This is a genomic window from Allobosea eneae, from assembly GCF_042657265.1.
GTDB lineage: Bacteria > Pseudomonadota > Alphaproteobacteria > Rhizobiales > Beijerinckiaceae > Allobosea > Allobosea eneae.
In genome coordinates, this window is sequence record NZ_JBHSLW010000062.1 from 1 (window position 1) to 17,962 (window position 17,962).

At 66.0% G+C, this 17,962-nt stretch carries 6 protein-coding genes; 3 read left to right on the forward strand and 3 right to left on the reverse strand.

Annotated elements, in window-relative coordinates; genetic code table 11:
* The coding region (locus ACFPOB_RS26490; protein ID WP_377801294.1) for a 3-keto-alpha-glucoside-1,2-lyase-like domain-containing protein at positions 1–3,993 on the reverse strand (3,993 nt) is incomplete at its 3' end.
* A 357-nt stretch (positions 3,994–4,350) separates the two neighbouring features.
* Here ACFPOB_RS26490 and ACFPOB_RS26495 point away from each other — a divergent pair.
* On the forward strand, positions 4,351–5,256 hold the full coding sequence (locus tag ACFPOB_RS26495; protein WP_377801295.1) for a LysR family transcriptional regulator: 906 nt from the start codon (positions 4,351–4,353) through the stop codon (positions 5,254–5,256).
* Positions 5,257–5,297: 41 nt separating this feature from the next.
* Here the strand turns inward: ACFPOB_RS26495 and ACFPOB_RS26500 are convergent, their stop codons facing one another.
* Together ACFPOB_RS26500 and ACFPOB_RS26505 are read right to left on the reverse strand one after the other, a co-directional pair.
* Positions 5,298–6,659: an HlyD family type I secretion periplasmic adaptor subunit gene (locus ACFPOB_RS26500; RefSeq protein WP_377801296.1), complete on the reverse strand. Its 1,362-nt coding sequence runs from the start codon at positions 6,657–6,659 to the stop codon at positions 5,298–5,300.
* Positions 6,646–8,406: a type I secretion system permease/ATPase gene (locus ACFPOB_RS26505; RefSeq protein ID WP_377801297.1), complete on the reverse strand. Its 1,761-nt coding sequence runs from the start codon at positions 8,404–8,406 to the stop codon at positions 6,646–6,648. Before ACFPOB_RS26505 ends, ACFPOB_RS26500 begins: the two co-directional genes overlap by 14 nt.
* 618 nt (positions 8,407–9,024) lie before the next feature.
* Here ACFPOB_RS26505 and ACFPOB_RS26510 point away from each other — a divergent pair.
* Complete coding sequence (locus ACFPOB_RS26510; RefSeq protein WP_377801298.1) at positions 9,025–12,738, forward strand: beta strand repeat-containing protein; 3,714 nt, start codon at positions 9,025–9,027, stop codon at positions 12,736–12,738.
* A 175-nt stretch (positions 12,739–12,913) separates the two neighbouring features.
* Positions 12,914–17,962, forward strand: a 5,049-nt coding sequence (locus ACFPOB_RS26515) for an ExeM/NucH family extracellular endonuclease (protein ID WP_377801299.1), incomplete at its 3' end; no start/stop codon positions are given.

Here is a 17,962-nt window from a genome sequence, read left to right on the forward strand (position 1 = left end):
GCCATCCTCGCCGGCGAGCTCGTCGTCGCCCTCGCCGCCATCGACCACGTCATCGCCGCCGCCCGCAGACACAACGTCGTCGCCAGAACCGGCGAGGATGACGTTGTCACCGGCCGTGCCGGCGAGTTCGTCATCGCCATCCGTGCCAAGGATCGGACCGCCCGGCGGCAGCACGCTGTCGCTCGAAAGGTCGTAGACCAGCACGTCATCGAAGGAGACCCCGGCGCTGTCCCAAGAGAACAGGCCGACCGTGCCCTTGCTCTGCGCCCGGTCCTCAATGGCGTAGGCGAACAGCGCCATGTCATCGACATAGGCCTGGATCTTGCCGTCCTTGACCTCGACGCGAAGCTGGAGCGCTTCGCCCGGCGTATACTTCGCCGGGAACTGGGTGAGATATTTCTCGACGCCGTCCTTGACCTGGATCAGCTGGAACAGGCTGCCGGCGCCATTGCCCGGGCTGCGATCGTAGTCGCCGTTCGCATCGAGCTCGAGCTTGTAGTAGTTGTTCGCGTCCTGGTAGTAGAACAGCAGGCCGAGCGCGCCGTTGTCAGGCGATGTGATCGTGGCCTCGACGGCGTAATCCTTCCATTCCTTGGCCGCGGCATCGCCGTACAGCGCATAGGTGCCCTTGCGCAGCACGTTGACGCCGTCGCCTAGCGGGCTCCAGCCGGTCTTCCACGGGTCGGAATTGGAGGCGCCGTTCCAGGTGAGCTGGCGGCTCTTCAGGTCGGAAAGCTGGGCGAGCGCGCCGTCCTGCAATTGCCATTGCGAGGACTTGCCGTCGGCGCCGATACCGCCGGATTCGCCTTCGTCCACGATCGTCCAGCGGGAGAAGTCGCTGCCGCCGAAGCCCTCCGACAGCAGTACGCGCGCCTGCGAGATCGCATCGATCGTGACCTTGTCGGTCGCAGTCTTGCCGCTCGCGTCGGTGACGGTCAGGGTCAGGACCTGCTCGACCGCATCGAGCGTCACGCTGGCATGCTTGCCCTGCGCGACGACGGTGCCGTCCTTGTCGGTCCAGATGTAGCTGACGATGTCGGCCAGGCCGTAGCTGGCGCCGGCATCGAGTTCGACCGCGACCCTTCCGTCGCCATCGGCGTCGATCGGGCGCAGATCGTCGCCGGCATGGGCGGTCAGCGCGACCTTGTTCACGGTCACATTGTCGAATTGCGAGCTGCGCTGGTTGTTCGAGTAGAAGCCGACGGAGCCGCCGGAGAGCGGCGCGGCGTCGACCACCTCGCCGAACAGGCTGTGACCGTCGAGGAAGGCGCTGATCGTGCCGTCGACCACCACGACCTTGAGCTGGAAGTCCCTGCTCCAGGGCGTGCCGCCGGTCTCGCGCGCCAGCACGCTCTCGGCGCCGTTCTGGACCTTGACCAGCGAGCGGCTGTTGGTCTCGGCGTCCAGCACCACCTTATAGTGGTTGCTGGCGTCCTTGTAATAGAACACCAGCCCGGTGCCGTCGTTGTCGGTCGCCTTGAGGGTCGCCTCGAATTCGTAGTTGGTCCAGTTCTTGGCCGCGGCCTCCTTCCAGACCAGCAGCTTGTTGGCTGCATCGGACTGTTCGAAGAGGCGGCCTTCGACAGCATCCTGGCCCTCGGCCACGGTGCCCCGCGAGTTGGCGCTACCCTTGACCAGATAGGTTCCGGTGCCCGAGGCGTCCAGGGTGACGGGCAGGGCGGCGCCGCTGCCGAACTCGTTCGGCCAGGACGGGTTGCCGAAGTCGATCTGGACCGAGTTCGTGCTCGGCTTGCTCTCCATGATGCCGCCCGGCTTGACGCCGCCGAGCGCCGCGATTTCGGCGTCGCTCAGCACCTTGTCGGTGAACAGGAAACTCGAGGCGTAGCCCGGCCAGGTCTCGCCGCTCTCGTCGGCGAAAAGCAGGAAGCCCTTGCTCATGTCGATCTGGTAGCGGCCATAATTGCCGCCGGACTGGACGGTGTCGCCAACCTTCACGCCGTCGATGTACTTGGTGATCAGGACATTGTCGCCGCGGTCGGTGATGGTGAAGGCGACGCGGTGCCAGGCGCCGTAATTGATTGTCCCCTCATAGTCGCTGTTGATGCCAATGCCGCCGCGCGAGCCATTGACGTTCCGGAGCGCCAGATCCTGGTCGCTCTTGTTGGTCAGGTCGGTCTGAAGGAAGGAGAAGTAGCTGGCGACGCCGGGGGTGACCAGGAGGTCGTAGACCAGCGAATACGACTTGGCGACGGTGCCGGCCGCGACATTGTCGAGCTTCACCAGCACCCCGCCATCGGTCTGGCCGAGCTTGGGAATATAGGTGACGGTCTCGTTGCCGGTGCCGGTCGGCAGATCGGCGATGCCGTGCTGGTCGGTGGAGCGGGTCGCATATTGCGGGCCGGTCGAAGCGAGGCCCCAGCCGTTGGCGTTGCCGTCATTGAAGCCATCGGCGAGCAGCGTATTCTCGTTGGTGACGACAATGCGGACCTCGTCGGTCGAGACCTTGCCGGAGCTGTCGGTCACGGTCAGCGTGAACTGATGCTGGCCGGCGTCGAGAGCGAGGGTCGGGGTCGCGCCGGTGGCGACGACATGACCGTCACGATCGGTCCAGACATAGCTCAGGTTCTGGTCGTTGTTCGGGTTGAGCGTCCAGTCGCCGTCAAGCGTGACGGCGGCCTTCTCCTGCCCGGCCGCGGCGGTGACGAACTGGTCGTTGCCGGCCTTGGCGATGGCGGGGACGTCCGGCGTGCCGAGGTCGAGGCCGCTCAGCGTCTCCTCATGGCCGCGATAGCCGCCGGTCAAGCCGTCGCGGTCGAGTTCGCCGTCGCCGCGGACGCTGTCCATGTAGTCATCGAGCGCCGCGAAATAGGTCGAGGTGTAGACCGCGCCGCTGTCCGGATCGATCGTCAGAAGCCGGATCGCGCCATTGCCGCCATTGCTGCCCGAGCCCTGGCCGGCATCGCTGGTGATCTCGGAGGCGACGCCGTTCTGGTAGTTCACCATCATCTGGTGGACGGGATTGCCGAACTGGTCGTAGCTGACGAGTGTCTCGGCGCCGTCGCCGAAGATGTGGCCGGAGAAGGTGAAGGTGACGTTCGGATACTTCTGGACGAGCTCGCGATACATCGTCTCGCCGTCATTGGCGCCCTGCACGCTGCTGCCCATGCCGTAATCGTAGCCTGCGCCCTCGTCGTAGAGCGGCGCACCGGTCGCGTCGTGGCGGCCGGCCCAGTTCATATAGGAGTGGTTAGCCAGGATGACGCGATGGTCGAGATGCCCCTCGATGACCTCGCCGGCCCAGCGCAGCACGTCGTCGCGCGGTCCGAATTCAAGGCTCAGCACCAGCCATTTCGTGCCGTCCGGCGCGGTGAAGGTATGGTAGTTGTTGGCGCTGCGGTTCGGCTCCTGGTCGTAGACGCCGCCGAAGGTGCCGGGGTTCGTCGCCGCCTGCTTCTCCGGGGAGAAGCGGGTGTCGAGCGGGTCGGTCGAGTGGTTTGCGGCGTTGCCGGTGTTCTGGTCGTGATTCCCCGGCAGGAGCGAATACGGGATCTTGCCGTCGAGCACGCGCAAGGCCGGCTCGGCATAGACCCAGTGATTAGCATCGCTGTTGTTGGTGGTGATATCGCCGACATGGATGACGAACTGGAGATTGAGGCTCTCCTTGTTGTCGACCAGCCAACTCGTCATCTCGTTGAAGATGTGAGCGCGGGCTGCGTTGGTATAGTCCTGAGTGTCTGGCAGTACGGCGATCGTGTAGGCATTCTCACCGGCGACGCGAACGCGGACATTGTCGGTCACGCTCTGGCCGTTTCCGTCGGTCGCGGTGATCTTGAGGTCGGTGTACCCGAGCGTATCGGAGTAATCGATGACGAGCTTACCGTTTTCGACTTTGACATCGGCGATGCCCGGGTTGCTGCTCTGCACCGCATAGGTCAAGCCGGTCCCGGAGAACACCTGGCTGAGGTCGATGACGCGATTCTCGGAACCGCGGGTCGCGATATAGTCGAGGATGGAGTTGCTGATCGTCGCCATGGATCGGGTTCCTTTTGCGTAAACGGTCGATCGGCACGGTCTGCCGCCAAGCAGCTGAGCGTGGTTTATAATCCGTTTCGAGAGGTAGGAGCGCCTTATGACGGATCGTTGAAATCAGCAGAGGCTGCGATATCGAAAGTTGCGATACCCTGCATCGGTAATTTAGCCTAAATTTTGCTGGCAAATCATATTCCGTCTTTTTGAAATTTGACCTGACTCGCCTTTTGATCGTGGCAGTCAGACGTGTCACAAACTTGAAGCAAGCCGCGGATAAGACCATTGAGCGCGTGGCTATTGCTTGCTGCTATCGCCGTCGCGAGCCTGGAGTCCGGATCCCGCCCGGCGAGTTGAAAGCCCATGGCATCGGTCACGCAGCTTCGCGCATTCCACTTCGTCGCAACGGCAGGCGGCTATTCGCAGGCCGCTCGCGAGATGGCGGTCAGCCAGTCGACGCTGTCGGGGCAGGTGCGGCAACTCGAGGCGCTCTCCGGCGTCGTCCTGTTCGAGCGCGGGCCGCGCGGCGTGACTCTGACCTCCGATGGGGAAGCACTTTTCGAGGTGACCTCGCGCCTGTTTTCGGCCCTCACCGAAGCCGGACGGATGCTCAAGAGCCGCAAGGCCGATGGCGGGCGCCTGAGATTGGCCTCGGACGGACCCGTGCATTCATTGCCGATCCTGGGAGCGCTGCGCCGGCGCCGGCCGAAGCTCGTCTTCTCGATCCAGATGCATAATTCAGGCAGTGTGATCGAGCAGATCACCCAGTATCGCGCGGATGTCGGCATCACCGCCCAGATGCCCGAGGACAGCCGCTTCCATGTCCAGCCTCTGACCACGATGAAGGTCGGCGTATTCCTGCCAAAGAGCCATTCCTGGGTTCGGCGGAAATCGGTCTCGGTCACGGAGCTGCAAGGGCTGCCTTTCGTGTTGCGCGAGCGCGGCTCGCGCACGCGCGAGGTGTTTGAGCAGAACCTTGCGGCTCATGGCGTCACGCTCGGCGACGTCATCGAGGTCTCGACCCGGGAGGGGGTGCGCGAGACCGTCGCCGCTGGCTTTGGCCTCGGCGCGATCGCCGACCTCGAATTCGGCTTCGATTCGCGCCTGCACTTTTTGCCGCTGCACGATGCCGGCATCGCGATCAACGAATACGTGATCTGCCTCGACGAGCGCCGCCGCATGCCGATGATCGCCGATTTCTTCAACTGCGCCGCCGACGCATTTCAGAAACCTGCGGCGGCGGGCCACTGCGACCCCGAGGCGGCCTGAGAATTCAGCTGCGCCGCGAGGGATGTCTCCCGGTACAGCCCTCAATGATGGCGGAAGCTGCGCGCCAGCTGATCCTCGATCGGCTTGACGATGTAGGCGAGCGCGGTGCGCGAGCCGGTCTGGATGAAGGCTTCCACCGGCATACCCGGAAGCAGGGTTTTGCCACCGAGGCGATCGACCTCGGAGCGATCGAGCGCGACTCGGGCGGTGTAGAACGACGCACCCGATTGCTGGTCCGTGCTCGAATCGGCCGAGACATGGATCAGTTTGCCATTGAGATCCGGGGTCGTTGCGCTGTCGAAGGCCGGGAAACGCAGCATCGCGGCCTGCCCGATGCGCAGCCTGTCGATCATCGCCGGCTCGACGCGCGCCTCGACCACCAACCCGTCCGTCTCCGGGACGATGAGCATGATCTGTTCCGCCGGGCCGATGACGCCGCCGATCGTATGCACGGTTTGCTGATGGACGATGCCGTCCTGCGGCGCCCGCATCTCGATCCGGTCGAGCTGGTCACGCGCCGCGACACGGCGCTCGGACAGGTCTGCAATCTTGCCGTCGACATCGCGTAGCTCGGTCGTGACTTCGCGGCGCAGATCCTCGCCGATCTGGAGGATCTGCAGTTCGACCTCGGCGATCCGGCCCTTCACCCGCGCCTTGTCGGAGGTCAGGCTACCCTGCTCGCCGACGAGGCGAGAGGCCTCGCGCTGCAGCGAGGTCAGGCGCGAGAGCGAAACGAGGCTCTGCTCGTAGAGCTTCTTCACGCCGTCGAGCTCCTGCTTGATCAGGATTGCCTGCGCGGCCCGCGCCTCAAGCTGTGCCTCCAGCCCCTTGATCTCCTCGTGCGACTGCGCGATCCGCTCGCGCAGCTGCGAGCGCTGAACCTCGGCTGCGGCGCGTCGGGTGCGGAACAGCCGCTCTTCGCCTGCGATCGCTTGGGTCACGGCCGGATCGTCTCGCCCCCGCAACTCCGGCGGAAGCACGAGTTCTGGCGAACCGTCGCGCTCCGCCTCGAGCCGGCTCTTGCGCGCCCGAAACCGCGTGAGCTCGATCTCGATCAGCGCCAGGCTTGCCTTGGCGTTGGTCTCGTCGAGGCGCACCAGCACGTCGCCGGCCTTGACGCGGTCGCCGTCCTTGACCCGGATCTCGGCGACCACGCCTCCGGACGGGTGCTGGATCCGCCGGACATGGCTCTCCACGACGACCTTGCCGGAGGCGATAACGGCACCCGAGAGCGGAGCGGTCGCCGCCCACAGGCCGACCGTGCCGAACAGCACCGCTATGGTCGCAACGCCGAACAGCGTCGCACGCCGGATGTCGCGTCGCGGATCGGGCGCGCGACCCTCGGCTGAATCCTTCGCCGATGCGGGCCGTGCGCCGGCCCTGTTCTCATTAACCGCGCGCATCGGCCGCCACCACGAGCTTGGAGGAAGGTGCAGACGCAGCCGATCCCGGCCGGGCCGCAAGGCTCTTGCGCAGCACCTCGTCTTTCGGCCCGAAGGCCTGGACCTGGCCATCGGCCAGGATAAGGACGAGATCGATGCCGGCCAGTGCCGAGGGGCGATGCGCGATGACGATCACGATGCCGCCGCGGGCGCGCACCCCGGCGATCGCGCTCGTCAGCGCCGCATCGCCATCGGCGTCGAGGCTGGCGTTGGGCTCGTCGAGCACAACCAGGAACGGATCGCCGTAAAGCGCGCGCGCCAGGGCGATGCGCTGGCGCTGGCCGCCCGACAGGATGCCGCCGGCTTCGCCGATCGGCGTCTCGAAGCCCTTCGGCAAGCCGAGGATCAGATCATAGGCACCGGCGGCCTTGGCGGCGCCGCGCACCGACTCCTCGGTCATCGCCGGATCGAAACGCGCGATGTTCTCGGCAATCGTGCCGGCGAAGAGCTGCACGTCCTGCGGCATATAGCCGATGATCGCGCCGCGCTCCTCTTGCGGCCACTGATCGAGGGTGGCGCCGTCGAGGCGCAGACTGCCGCGCAGCACCGGCCAGACGCCGACCAGAGCCCGCGCCAGGCTCGACTTGCCCGACGCCGAGGGGCCGATCACAGCCAGGCCCTGGCCGGCCTGCAGCGTGAAACCGACTTCCTTTACAGTCGGCGTCGGACTGCCCGGCGGGGCGACGAAGACGTGGTCGAGCGCGAGGCGCTGGGTTGGACGTTCCGGCGCGATCGCGGGTTGGGCAGTCTCCTCGCCGAGAGCGCCATGGAGCCGGCGCCAAGCCTGGCGAGCGCCGATGAACGGGCGCCAGCTCCCGATCGCCAGCTCGACCGGGGCGAGGGCACGGCTGCTGAGCACGGAAGCGGCGATCATCACGCCCGAGGAGGCCTGATCCTGCATCACCAGCCAGGCACCGACACCGAGCATGGCCGATTGCAGCATGAACCGGACCACCTTCGAGACGCCGCCGAGCGCGCTGGTGATGTCCGAAGCCTTGAGATTGGCGGCGACATGGCGATCATTGGTGCGCTCGAACAGCCGGCCGATGCGGGCGCCCATGCCGAGCGCGGTCACCGCCTCGGCATTCCGGCGCGCAGCTTCGATCAGCGCGGCGCGTTCGCCCGCCGAGCGGGCGACGTCGGCGCTGGGCCGGCGCGACATGAATTCCGTAAGCAGGGCCAGAATGATCAGGATGACCGCCCCGCCGACCAGCGTCCAGCCGAGATAGGGGTGCAGGATGAAGCAGAGGGCGCCATAGAGCGGAATCCACGGCAGATCGAACAAGGTGGTCGGGCCGAGGCCGGACAGGAAGCTGCGGATGCTGTCGAGGTCGCGCGACGGCTGGGTGCCGGTCTGGGCGCCGCGCACTTGTCCGTCGAGAATGGCGCCGAGCACCGGCCCGCCGAGCCTGCGATCGAGCTCGACACCGATGCGGCTGAGGATGTGCTGGCGCAGCCAGTCGAACAGGCCGAGCAGGATGTAGAGCGCGGCGACGATCAGCGACAGCGCGACCAGCGTCGGCAGGCTGCGTGACGGCAAAACGCGATCATAGACCTGCAGCATATAGAGTGAGCCCGTCAGCATAAGGATGTTGACGAGGGCTGAGAACAGCGCCACCGCGAGGAATGCGGACCGGCACGAGGCCAGGGCCTCGGTTGCGGCATTTCTGGGTCGCTTTGGAAGCAAGGGCCGAATTCCCCGACGCAAACAGAACTGAAGACGCCGCTCGCAGCGGCTGCCCGCGCGGCTCCATGCCAAATGTCGGTGCGCTCGCCCCCACCGAGCTCACCCACGCGTTGCCGGGCGGCAATATGAGAACCAGATGACAGCTCGGTGAAATCGGTGACGCGGCGGGACATTGAAAATTCCCATACCCCCCATTGATGGAATGGATTCGTATTCGTTTGTGCATCGACCTAGCTTGCGAGCGGGAACGGGATTTCGCCGTCATCCCATGGCTGAGGCCATCTCGCCTCCCGGCGCTCGCGCGCGGGAGCTGAAAGTATTGATCGAGCTATCGATACTATCTTTTTGCGATACTCACCGTCAGGCAAGTCATCGCCAAATGAAGGTCAGCACTAAGCGACCTTCTGGTCAGTTATCTTGTCAAATCAGTCTCGAAATCGGCGCGATTGCATATCGCGGCGCGCGCGTCCGTGCCCAATTTCGGGTCGATCAGTCACGGCATACTTAATTCGGTTAACGAACCGTTAAACAACCGTCATCCTTACCAAGTCATTAACGCGCCCTCGGCTCGCCCTCCGCGAGCTGTCCCCGGCTGGCGGCGGACGGGGCATCCGTTGCATTGGCTAAAGGAATTGCATCATGGCGCGTCCCGTCGGTTCGGTCAGCTTCGTCGGCTATAGCCCCGACGCCGGAAACGGCGTTGTCTTCAAGATCCTCCAGCCTGTCCTCGCAGGCGACGTGATCACCATTCCTCTGGACGGCCTGTCGGGCGGGGATGCCGCCAGCTGGAACTGGACGGCCGATCGCGATATTCCGGCGGGCGCGACTGTCGCCGTCGATCGCAGCGGTGCCGTCAGCGTCGAACCCGGCGAGGATGTCGAAACCACCGGCAGCACCAAAGCGGCCCAGATCGCCCAAGGCAGCTCGACGGATCCGAGCCAGTTCGATTCCGTCAAGCCCCACGGTCTTGGTCCGGCGATCACTGTTCAGCCGGTCGCGGCGAGTTCAGCGTCGGTCGCTCGTTCGACCGGCCTTGCGGATGCTGGTCCTTCGGCTGGCGGCCAGACCGGTCGCTCCTTCGCCCCGTCAAGCACTCCTGCTCCGCAGGATGCTTCGGCGAGCCCCGTTCCCGGCGGGCCCGCCGCGCAGCCTGGCAATGACGACGAGCCGCAGCCGGCCGCGACGTCGGCCTACGGCGATGGGGATGACAGCCTGGTCAATGATGAGGTGCTGTTCGGCGGCGTCGCGATGCTTGGTGGCGACGATACCCTCGTCAACTCCGGCACCATCATCGGGCTCGAAGGTGCCGCCATCGACATGGGCGACGGCAACGACGAGGTCACGCTGCTCGACGGCTCGCAGATCTACGGTGAGATCCTGCTCGGAGCCGGTGACGACAAGCTCACGGCGACCGACATCGAGGATGACCTGGTCGTCGACGCCGGCGCCGGTAATGACATCGTGCTCGCCGGCGCGGGCGACGATCTCGTCCGCGGTGGAGCCGGCGACGATGATCTCGACGGCGGTGACGGCGATGACGCCCTTCAGGGCGGTGACGGCAATGATCGGCTGCGCGGTGGCGCGGGTGACGACTTCCTGCTCGGCGGCGCTGGCAACGACACCCTGGCCGGTGGCGAGGGCAATGACCGTTTCGATGGCGGCGACGGCGTCGATACCGCTGACTACTCGGCCGAGACGGACGATGTTTCCGTCGATCTGTCGACCGGCACGGCGAATGGTGACAGCGTCGGCCTCGATACTCTGACCGGCATCGAGAACGTCACCGGTGGCGCGGGCGAAGACGTCCTGATCGGCAACGATCTGGCCAATATTCTCGACGGCGGCGCCGGCGATGATCGCATCGTCATCGGCGCGGGCGATACCGCGAAGGGCGGCGCGGGCGACGACGTGATCGAGGTCAAGGCCGGAGCTGGCGCGGCCGCGACGATCGATGGCGGCGCGGATAGCGACACTGTCAAGCTGCTGGGACCCGGCACGGGCTCGCTCGCGGCGCCGACCGGCGTCGAGCGGCTCGAGGTTGTGAGCGGCAGTTGGTCGGTCGCCGGCAGCGGCGCCTATGACGAGATCGCCATCCGCAACGGCGCGACTGTCACCTCCGGCCTCGTCATCGACAACGATGACCGCATCGGCATCGACGCCGGCGGCAAGCTCACGGTCGCGAGCAATGCGGTGACCTGGGCCGGCGGCGGCGATGCCGTGCTGAGCAACGCCGGGCTCATCGAAGTCACCGCGGGCAGCCGCCTCCTTCAGACCACGGCAGGAGCGACCGGTTCGTTGACGATCGACAACCTTGCCGGCGGAACTCTGCGTGGTGCGCTCAATCCGAGCCAGGCGGGCGCGGCCACGGCCAGCATCACCGTCAACAATGCCGGCATGATCGAAGCTGACGGGCGCGTGCTCGACTTCCGCAGCTTCGACGGCAACGGCGCCAGCGCGACCATCAACAACCGCGCCGGCGGCATCATCCGCCAGCAGGGCACCGATACCGACGTGATCCGCCCGGGCCAGAACGGCACCGTGAACAACTCGGGCACGATCACGACCGGCGACGGCTTCGTCGGCGGCGGCGATCTGATCGACTTCCAGAGCGACACCGGCGGCAAGGTCAACAACAATGCCGGCGGCCTGCTCGAGGGCTCTCGCCATGCCGTGACCGGCGACCATGCCGTCACCGTGGTCAACGACGGCACCATGATCGGCCGCAACGGCTCGGCGGTTAACATCGACAATGACGGCTCGGAGGCCGATCGCGTCAACATCACCAATCGCGGCGTGATGCAGGGCAAGTCGGCGACGCTCGCCGACAGCGACGGCGACGCCATCGACGTCGACGGCCTGCTGTTCCTCAACAATTACGGCACGGTCGAGGGGCTCGGCGCCAACGGCTACCATGACGGCGAGCCTAACGTCTCCGAGGGTATCGCCATCGGCGGCGGCACCATTGTCAACAACAACACCGGCAAGATCTACGGCTATGGCCGGGCGATCCAGGTCGACAACTCCAGCAACCAGAATGCGCTCGGCATCACGCTGATCGTCAATGACGGCCTGATCGAGGGGGCGGGCAACGGTCCCGAGAACGTTGCTCCGGTCGACGCCGCCCGCTTCGACCTGCGCGGCAACGAGGCGATCAACCTCGTCGGCAACTATGCCGACGAGGTCATCAACACCAGCGGCGGTCGCATCGTCGGCGGTGTCGCGATGGGCGGGGGCAATGACAAGCTCGGCAATTCCGGGCTGATCCAGGCGACCGGCGGCTCCGCTGTCGACATGGGCGCGGGCGACGACCACGTGAACCTCTATGTCGGCGCCTCGGTCATCGGCGAGATCCTGCTCGGCGAGGGTAACGACCTCGTTACCGCGACCTCCTCTGCCGATTTCGAGATCGACGGCGAGGAAGGCGACGACCAGATCTATCTCGGCGACGGCGATGACACCGTTCGCGGCGGCATCGGCAAGGACGTCATCTATGCCGGCAGCGGCAATGATGCGCTCGACGGCGGCGATGGCGACGATGCCCTCTATGGCGAGGCCGGCAACGACACCATCGCAGGCGGTGCCGGCAACGACACGATCGGCGGCGGCGCGGGCGACGATACGATCGATGGCGGTGCCGGTGATGACGTGATCAAGGCCGGTCCCGGCAATGATCTCATCGACGGCGGTGACGGCTACGACACTCTCGACCTGTCGGCGGCGACCGGTGCGCTTTATGTCGACATGGCCTCCGGCCGTGTCGCCGGCGCCGGGATCGGCGTGCAGACCTTCGTCAGCATCGAGAACCTGTCCTTCGGCGACGGCGACAATGTCGTCACCGGCGGCAATGGCGACGATGATTTCGACGGCGGCGCCGGCAACGACACGCTCAATGGCGGCGCGGGTGACGACACGCTGGTCGGCGGCCTCGGCAACGATGCGTTGAAGGGGGGCTCCGGCGACGACCTTGTCACTGGCGGCGAAGGGAACGACGACGTCGCCGGCGGCTCCGGTGACGATGTTCTGCTCGGCGGCCTCGGCAATGACATGCTGAGCGGCGGCTCCGGCGACGATCGCCTCGACGGCGGCGCGGGCGACGATGCCCTGACCGGTGGTTCCGGCGAGGATGCCTTCGTCTTCGCGTCCGGCTTCGGCCGCGACACGATCGCCGACTTCGCCCTCGGCGAGGACGCGCTCGAGTTCGCCAGCGCCGTCTTCGCCGATTTCGACGCAGCCATGGCGCGTGCGGCACAGGTCGGGTCGGACGTGGTGTTCACGATCGACGCCGACACCTCCCTGACCCTGACCGATGTCCAGCTCGGCTCTCTGCGGGCCGACGATTTCCGCTTCGCCTGAGCATCATCGCTGCTGGGAGAGCTTCCCGTAGAGCCCTCCCAGCAGCTTGACCCCGCCTCCGTCGGCGCTGCCGCAAGCCCCCGATCAGCAGCGCCTTCGACTTCTGACTTCGCCCAGCTCGTTTCCGCCGCGGCCAAACCAACCGCCAACCGCGTCCCTCTAGGAGATTTTCTCGATGTCCAACTCCTATTTCGCGCTCTCGAGCGGCAGCCTGACGCAGAACTGGTCCAATACCGGTCTGATCACCGCCAATGACGGCTGGAACGGAGTGCCGAGTATCGTCGGCTATCTCGGCGACATCGGCAGCGCCACCGCGGCCGATCCGAGGACGCTGACCGGCGCGGCGCTCGGCGCGGTCAATGTGATCGCCAACCAGAGCAATCCCAGCGCTGCCAATGCACCTGGCGGAGTCGCCGAATTCGACGGCATCGCCAATCCGACCATCGCCCTGAACGGCTCGGGCACCGCTGACGCCCCCAGCCTCGTACTCTATCTCGATGCCACCGGTCGCCAGAACGTGACGGTCGCCTTCAACGCCCGCGATCTCGACGCCTCGACCGACAATGCGACCCAGCAGCTCAACGTCCAGTATCGCCTCGGCGGCACCGGCGGCTGGACCAATGTCCCCGGCGGCTATTTCGCCGACGTCACCACTGGTGGCAGCGCGACGCAGGTGACCCCGGTCTCCCTCGTCCTGCCGGCGGCGGTCAACGGGCAGGCGCAGGTCGAGGTCCGCATTATGACCACTAATGCGACCGGCAATGACGAGTGGGTCGGCATCGACGATATCGTCGTGTCGAGCGCGCCGGCAAATGGCACGCCGACGATCTCCATTGCATCCCTCGCGGTCGATGCTGCCGCCAAGCCCGAAGGCGAGGCCTTCCAGTTCACCGTGACGCTCAGCGGACCCGTCGCCACCGACACCATCGTCACGCTTGCCGCCTCGGGCGCGACCGCCGACCTCGCGACCGTCCCGGCGACGGTGACCGTTCTGGCCGGCCAGAGCTCGGCGAGCTTCACTGTCGCCACCGTCGAGGATGCGATCGCCGAGGCCGATGAGAGCTTTACCATCACCGCGACGCTCGGCGCCTCCTCTCAGCAGACGAGCGCGACGATCACCAATGACGACGGCGCCGCGATCACCCTGATCAGCGCGATCCAGGGCACGGGTCTGACCAGCGGCATGACCGGTCAGACGGTGACGGTCGAGGCCATCGTGGTCGGCGATTTCCAGAACGGCGATGCCGATGGCGGCCGCAATCTCGGCGGCTTCTGGCTCCAGGAGGAGATCACCGATTCCGACGGCAACAGCCGGACCTCGGAAGGCATCTTCGTCTCCTATGCCAGCCTGGGCGTCGACGTTCAGGTCGGAGACCGGGTCCGCGTCACCGGCACCGTGGCCGAGAGCTTCGGCAACACCGAGCTCAATGCGTCCAGCGTGAGCGTGGTCCAGGCCGGCGCCGTCGCCGACGTCAACACCATGGCGGCCGTGATCGACCTGCCGAGCGTCGGCGTACAGACCGCTTCGAACGGCACCTATGTCGCCGATCTCGAAGCCTATGAGGGTATGCTCGTCCGCTTCACCGAGACGCTGACCATTACCGAGCAGTTCAACCTCGACCAGTTCGGCGAGGTCCGGCTGACGCAAGGCGGGCGGCCGAATTCCTATACGGTCGACAACGAAGCGAGCGTCTCCGGCTATGACGCGCATATCCGCGACATCGCCTCGCGCTCGATCACCTTCGACGATGGCCGCAGCATCTCGAACCCGAACCTCGACAACACCCTGGTCGACGGCGACTACAACGCCACGACCGCCCCGCGCATGGGCGACACCATCACCGGCCTGACCGGCGTGCTCGACTACGACTTCAACCAGTTCCGCGTGCATGCCATCCAGAACGGGCCCGGCATCAACGACGTGGTCTCGGGCAATCCGCGCCCGACCAGCCTCCCGGATGTCGGGGGCACGCTGAAGGTCGCGAGCTTCAACGTCCTCAACTACTTCACCACGCTCGACAACGGCCAGAGGACAGCCAACGGCTTCGAGCCGCGTGGCGCCGAGACGCAGGCCGAGTTCGATCGGCAGACCGCCAAGCTCGTCAACACGATCCTCGAGCTCGACGCCGACGTGCTCGGCCTGATGGAGCTCGAGAACAATTTCGCTGCCGGCGCCAGCGGCAACGCGATCGAGTATCTGGTCAACCAGCTCAACAGCGTCTCCGGCTCGTTCAAATACGACTGGGTGCGGCCGGGCCAGACCTTCGTCGGCGGCGATGCGATCGCGGTCGGTTTCATCTACGACGTCACCTCGGTGCGGGTCGCCTTTGACACCGAGATCGCGGTCCTTGACGACAGCGACCTCTCGGCCGACCTTCTGGCGCAGAGCACGCTCGGGCGCATCTTCAACGGCGAGAACACCAGCCGCGCCGCCGTGGCCGTCACCTTCGAGGAGATCGACACCGGCGGCGAGTTCACCGCGGTGGTCAATCACTTCAAGTCCAAGGGCGGCTCCGGCACCGGCGAGGACGCCGACATCAAGGACGGCAATGGCGGCTGGAACAACCAGCGCGAGCTCGCGGCCAAGGCCCTGGTCGAATGGCTCGGGACCGACCCGACCGGCTCGCAGGATGACGACGTCCTTATCCTGGGCGACCTCAACGCCTATGAGAAAGAGGACCCGATCGATGTGCTGACCAATGCCGGCTACACCGATCAGGGCGCCGGCAATTACGGCTATGTCTTCGACGGCCAGAAGGGCTCGCTCGACCACATCCTGACCAATGGCAGCCTCTCGACCCAGGTCACCGGCGTCACCGACTGGCACATCAACGCCGACGAGGCCGACGCCAACGACTATCAGCTCAACTTCAACTCCGATCTTTCCACTGATGAGCGCGATCCCTCGATCTTCAACCCAGAGGTGATCGCCCGCGTCTCCGACCATGACCCGATCGTGCTCGGCCTCGACCTGACGGAAGAGCCCGTGTCTCAACCTGCGTTCACGCTGCAGCTGCTGCATCTGTCCGATGGCGAGGCCGGCCTGCTCGCCGGCTCGACCGCCAAGAACCTGGCGGCGCTCGTCGATGCCTTCGACGACGATTATGCCAACACGCTGATCCTTTCGGGCGGCGACACCTATCTGCCCGGCCCGTTCCTGGCGGCCGGCACTGATCCGGCAGTGATCTCGACGCTGAACGCCGTCACCGGCTCGACAATCGCGGCCGGTGGCACGGTCCCGATCGGCGCCGTCGATACGGCGATCCACAACGCCATCGGCGTCGAGGTCTCGGCCATCGGCAACCATGAGTGGGATCTCGGCTCGACCGCCTTCGCCGGCAGCTTCATCGCCGGCGGCGGCTGGGTCGGCGCCAACTACGCCATGGTCTCAGCCAATCTCGACGTCTCCGGCGACAGCGCCATCCGCAATGCGGCCGATAAGACCCTCGGCGGCAACGCCGCCAACGACTTCATCTTTGACAACGCCTCGACGCTGAAGGGCAAGATCGCCCCGGCGGTCGTGGTCGAGAAGGGCGGCGAGCGCATCGGCATTGTCGGCGCGACGACACAGATTCTCGAGGCCATCTCCTCGCCGACCGGCACCGAGATCAAGGGCTTCCCGACCGGCCCCGGCGCCAATGGCGAAGTTGACGATATGGCGCTGCTCGCCGCGCAGTTGCAGCCGATCATCGATCAGATGCGCGCCGACGGCATCAACAAGATCATCCTGCAGTCGCATCTGCAGAACATCGCCAACGAGAAGCAGCTCGCCACCCTGCTCAAGGGCGTCGACATCATCCTGGCGGCCGGCTCCAACACCCGCCTCGGCGATGCCGATGACGAGGCGCAGTCTTTCCCGGGACATGGCGCCGACTTCGCCGACACCTATCCGCTGGTCATCACCGATGCGGAGGGCGGCAAGACCCTGATCGTCAACACCGACAACGAATACACCTATCTCGGCCGCCTCAAGGTCGATTTCGACGCGCAGGGCAAGATCCTCGTCGACAACCTCACGGTCGACGCCGCGATCAACGGTGCCTATGCCTCGACCGCGGAGAACGTCGCCGAGGCCTGGAACACGACCGTCGACAACCTCGAGAACACGGCATTTGCGCAAGGCACCAAGGGCGATCAGGTCCGCGACCTCACCGACGCGGTCGGCACCGTCATCTCGGCCAAGGACGGCAATGTCTATGGCTACACCGACGTCTATCTCGAAGGCGAGCGCGCCTTCGTGCGCAGCGAGGAGACCAATCTCGGCTCGCTCTCGGCCGACGCCAACGCGCATGCCCTGCGCGAGGCGCTGGGCGCCTCCGACGACACCGTGATCGTCTCCTTCAAGAACGGCGGCGGCATCCGCGCCCAGATCGGCACGCTCTCGGCGCCCGATCCGGTCGACGGCTCGGTCGACAAGCTGCCGCCGCCGGCCAATCCCGCCGCCGGCAAGGCGGAGGGCGGCGTCTCGCAGCTCGACATCGAGAACTCGCTGCGCTTCGACAACAAGCTCATGGCCTTCGACACCACGGCCCAGGGCATCAAGGCGATCCTGGAGCACGGCGTCGCTGCGGGCACGCTGCAGGGCCGCTTCCCGCAGATCGGCGGCGTCGCCTTCTCCTGGGACCCGGACCTGCCGGCCGGCAGCCGCGTCCAGGACATCGCGCTGGTCGATGGCGCGGGCCGCTCCTATGCGCTCTACGACAATGGCGTGCTGCAGGCCGGCCTGCCGGCGACGATCACCGTGATCACGCTGAACTTCCTCGCCAATGGCGGTGACGGCTACCCGGCCAAGGCCAACGGCTCGAATTTCCGCTACCTGCTGAACGACGGCACTCTGTCGGGCCCGGTCGACGAGTCTCTCAACTTCACCGAGCCCAGCGTCATCGCCGCCCATACCCCGGTCGGCTCGGCGCTTCTCGGCGAGCAGCAGGCGCTCGCTCAGTACATGCGGGAGTTCCATGGCACCAAGGAGACCGCCTTCGACGTCGCCGACACCTCGGTGGCGCTCGACGAGCGCATCCAGAACCTGAACTACCGCACCGACACGGTGCTGGAGGATGCCGCGCCGGCGCCGGTCGGCACTGATGGCGACGATGTGCTGATGGGCAGGCCATGGGCCGAGACCATCCTCGCCGGTTCTGGCGACGACGTTGTGTCTGCGGGCGGCGGCGATGACGTGGTCGATGGCGGCGAGGGCGACGACGAGCTCGCCGGCGAGGATGGC